Here is a 4,044-nt window from a genome sequence, read left to right on the forward strand (position 1 = left end):
CAGGTATTGGTAAACTTTCTGACAGCTAAGCCGCCGCCATAAGCTGTGGAAAACCCAGAGTACAGCGTGTCATCCGGACCAACAGCAAGGCTGGGGTATATACCTGTACCAATGGGATAGCCAACTTTTACCCAGTTGTCACCTACCAGTTTCCGGATGGCAACCGTAACATAATTTTGATTGGCAATACTGGGCATATAAGCAATATACGGTGCACCATCAGTACCAAATGCAAGTGCCGGCCCCGACGAGTAATAGCCATCATTAATGCTAATGCCTACCTGCACCCACTTTTTGCCATCAAATTTTTTTATGGTAATATTATTGTTGCTGGCATTGTCGGTAAAAGCAATATAAGGAGTGCCATCGGGTGAAATGGCAATAGTATTAGAAGCCGCGAAACCCGGACCCGGGCCAACAGTTTCATCTGCACCAAAGGGTTTCCATGATTGTGCCGGTAATAATGAAGGGGAGGCTAAAAGGAGAAGTAGAAAAAACAGTGCGTAAAGTTTGTTCATAATTTGGATAAGGCTGGTATAAATATATAAAACCAATTATGATTTGGCAAACTTTCGCCGTAAACAAAAGGACCTTTATTGCTAAAAAAATAAAAGAAAGATAATAGTATATAGGATAAATTTTGATTCCGGTATGTTGCATTCCAGAATCCGCGTTTAAATAATTAGATATGTTTAACCGGATCTTATAGCGAAAATCCATGTCACTGTCTTTAGATAGAGGGGAGTACCCTGAATTATTTTTTCATCTCTTCCCTTATCGCCCTTAAAAATTCATTAGGGTGTTTGGAGCCGATGATATAAAGCAGGCCATCGCGGTCGGTAAGGTGGATAGCTTCGTTGCCCGAAGTGAAAAAGCGGATAGTGCCTTTGGTGTGCAGGTTATAAACAGGGTTATTGAACAGGTAACGGCTGTAGGTTCCTTTTTCAACTTTGATAATGCTGTTCAGGTCTATTTTTACAAGCTTGGTTGTCCACAGCCCGTCAAGCATAACGCTTTTGTTTTCTACACGGGTACGAAAATGCAGCAGGAATCCCAGGATAATGGAAATGATGATGATAGAAAAGCCAACAACAACCAGTAAATCGCCATTGCGCTCGCGTTCATCAGTAAAAAAGTAGGCTGCAAAACAGAACATGGCTAAAACCAGGCGTATGGTTAGCGGTATAAATTCCCGGCCAAGGTATTGCTTTTCAGTAAAAACGGATTTATCGCTCATGTTAGTTTAAACAGTTCGAAGATAGTAACTTTTTTAGTGTTATCACTCACTTTATACCTTTCGTCGGGGCGGTAGCCGCCAATCCACATAATTTCGCCGTTGCCGTTTACAAGGATAGGGATTTCTTCCTTTTGGTGCAGCGGCACTTTTTGGTTAATGAAAAAGTCGCTTACCTTTTTTTTTCCCTTCATCCCCAATGGGAAAAAATGATCACCCTCCTGCCATGTGCGCACCTTGAGCGGATAAACCAGTTTATCTGCATCAATTGATACAGCCAGTGGGTTATCTTTTATGATCAGCGGACTATCATCATGCAGCAAATTCACCCTATAAACGCCGAAATTGGCTTCATGGTCTGTGGCGTTGATAATAACTTCGGTAAGCTGCGCGGTAGTTTTGGGTTTTAGGATGAGAATATTTCTATCGATCAACAATATATGCGTTACGGATTCAAATACCCTACCGGAGTGTTTATCCAGCGAATTGATCAGGTCGTCAATAGTAGCTTCATTAAAGCCATACTCGTTAAATAACTTAAAAAGCAATAGCCTTTTGGGATTAACCTTCTTTACTTCAATAATGGATAAATAAATACCATCATCATGTATTTGCAGTAGCGTTTGCCTTATTTCGTCAAGCTTAAGCTCAAGCAATAGTTCGAGGTCGCGGAAATGAAGCAGGCTGTTTTCAAAAGTTTTTTCGAGCGATGGGTTCAATTCCTTCAACTTTGGAATAACTTCCAGCCTGATCTTATTGCGGGCATATTTGGCCGAAGCATTGGAGCTGTCCTCCACAAAAGTTAAACCTTCGGCAGTAACAATGGTCTGTATTTCGGCACGGGTGAGGAACAAAAGAGGGCGAACCAGTTTGCCGTTTTTGGGTAAAATGCCATGCAAGCCGGCAATTCCGGTACCGCGTGTAAGGTTTAACAATATTGTTTCAATAGTATCGTTTTGGTGGTGAGCAAGCGCAATAACCTCATAACCTGATTGCTGACTGATCCTATCAAACCATTGATAACGAAGATCGCGGGCTGCCATTTGGATCGAGATCTTGTTTTGGGCGGCGTATTGCTCCGTATCAAAATTTACAGTATGAAAAGGTACGCGAAGTGCAGTGGCGAGGTCACGGCAAAAAGCCTGGTCGCGGAGGGCTTCATCGCCACGCAGCTGAAAGTTACAATGGGCAATGCCAAAATCATAACCTGCGGTATTAAGCAGGTGCACCATTAAAACCGAATCGATGCCGCCGCTTACCGCCGCCAGTATTTTGGTAGCGGGTGTAAATAAAGCATTTTGCTCAATAAAATTAACAAACTGATTAACTGGCAGCATTCATCAAAATTATTAATTTAATAACCCCAACAAAAAACTAATTTTGCCATTGTGAGGAAATATGTTTTATGCTTTTTGTTTTTGGCGATAGCAACTGCGGCTATGGCTCAAAAAAAATCGATTGTAAACCTGATACAATCTGAACGAAGCACTGGCGGAAAAACGGCCAACGGAAAGCAGATGTTTAAGGTTTACAAAGGCGTGTTTAAGCAGGACTATTCTATACTCCGGTCGGATAGTGCTTATTTTTATCCCAGCGAGAATGCTTTTGATGCCTTCGGCAACGTAAACATAAACCAGGGCGATACGCTGAATATATTTTCGGATAAGCTGAATTATAATGGTAATACCAAAACAGCCATCCTTACCGATAATGTTAAAATGGTTGACCGCGATGCCACGTTAACCACTAATTATCTTACCTATAATACAGCCAGCCGCATAGGTACTTATACCGGCGGCGGAAAGCTGGTTAATAAGGATAATGTGCTAACCAGTAAAAACGGGTACTATTTTGCTTTCAGCCGCGATTCTTATTTCCGGTACAACGTGGTACTTACTACGCCTGATGCGCTGATAAAAAACGATACTCTTAAGTATAATACAGGTACGCGAATTGCCTATTTTTTCGGCCCAACCAATATTTACGGCACTAAGGATAAGGATACCCTGTATACGGAGAACGGCTTGTATAACACCGTTACGGAGCAGGCTTATTTCGGAAAGAAAAACTCCTACAGGCAGGGCACCAAATCATTAAAAGGGGATAGCCTTTTTTATGATAAGCTAAAAGGCTACGGTCGCGCGGTAAAAAACATCACTTTTGAAGACCGTGAGCAAAAGGTAACCATTAAAGGCGATCTGGGCACTTACTACAGGGCCGAGGAAAAAACCGTTGTTACTGAAAACGCTTATGTGGTACTGATCTCCGAACAAAAGGATACCAGTAAAACTGATACCACAGTTAAACAATTACCGGCCGAAAACAAGAACGCTAAAGTATCGGGCAAAAAAGTGACCGATCTTGCTAAAATTGTCGGTGCTATAAAACCCGACAGCAGCCACAAGGCGCCTGCCAATACCATGCCCATTAAGCAGCCTTTTGCCATAGGTAAAAAGGATAGTGCCAATGTTGATATGGCAACCAAGCTGGTGCAGGGCGCTTTACAAAATAATAAGGATGCCAATGCGGACGCTTTGATAAAGGCGGCGACACAGGCAAAAAAAGGTAACGAAAAGCTGATCGATTCGGCATTGAAGGCTGCTGCCCCGGCATTAAAAAATAATAAGGACAAGGTGGGTATAAAAAACATAGGCAGCCTTGCCGGAGTTGCCGATGCTATTAAGCCCGGCGTTGCTAAAGTAACAGGAAAGCTTATACCCGTAAAAACTCCTGTAGTACCAAAAGACACCAGCCACATTAAACGCGATTCGATATACATGACTGCCGATACCATCGAAACGCAGATCATG

Annotated in this window: 4 protein-coding genes; 1 reads left to right on the forward strand and 3 read right to left on the reverse strand. The window is 42.5% G+C overall.

Annotated features, from left to right (window positions below; all coding sequences use genetic code 11):
* From VF500_RS12010 to tilS, 3 genes are all read right to left on the reverse strand, one after another.
* A partial coding sequence (locus VF500_RS12010) for a hypothetical protein (RefSeq protein ID WP_330859895.1) occupies positions 1-518 on the reverse strand: 518 nt, incomplete at its 3' end.
* Positions 519-754: 236 nt separating this feature from the next.
* On the reverse strand, positions 755-1,237 hold the full coding sequence (locus tag VF500_RS12015; protein WP_330859896.1) for a hypothetical protein: 483 nt from the start codon (positions 1,235-1,237) through the stop codon (positions 755-757).
* A complete protein-coding gene (gene tilS / locus VF500_RS12020; RefSeq protein WP_330859897.1) occupies positions 1,234-2,571 on the reverse strand; it encodes a tRNA lysidine(34) synthetase TilS in 1,338 nt (445 codons plus the stop codon). The genes VF500_RS12015 and tilS overlap by 4 nt, the downstream gene beginning before the upstream one ends.
* A gap of 51 nt (positions 2,572-2,622) precedes the next feature.
* Between tilS and VF500_RS12025 the strand changes: the two genes are divergently transcribed.
* Positions 2,623-4,044: OstA-like protein (locus VF500_RS12025; RefSeq protein ID WP_330859898.1), on the forward strand; the 1,422-nt coding region annotated here is incomplete at its 3' end.

Source organism: Mucilaginibacter sp., from assembly GCF_036383575.1.
Lineage (GTDB): Bacteria > Bacteroidota > Bacteroidia > Sphingobacteriales > Sphingobacteriaceae > Mucilaginibacter.

Bases quoted from the DNA above. Each gene is read 5' to 3' on its own strand.
- tilS (WP_330859897.1), bottom strand. From the start codon at position 2,571: ATGCTGCCAGTTAATCAGTTTGTTAATTTTATTGAGCAAAATGCTTTA.
- VF500_RS12015 (WP_330859896.1), bottom strand. From the start codon at position 1,237: ATGAGCGATAAATCCGTTTTTACTGAAAAGCAATACCTTGGCCGGGAA.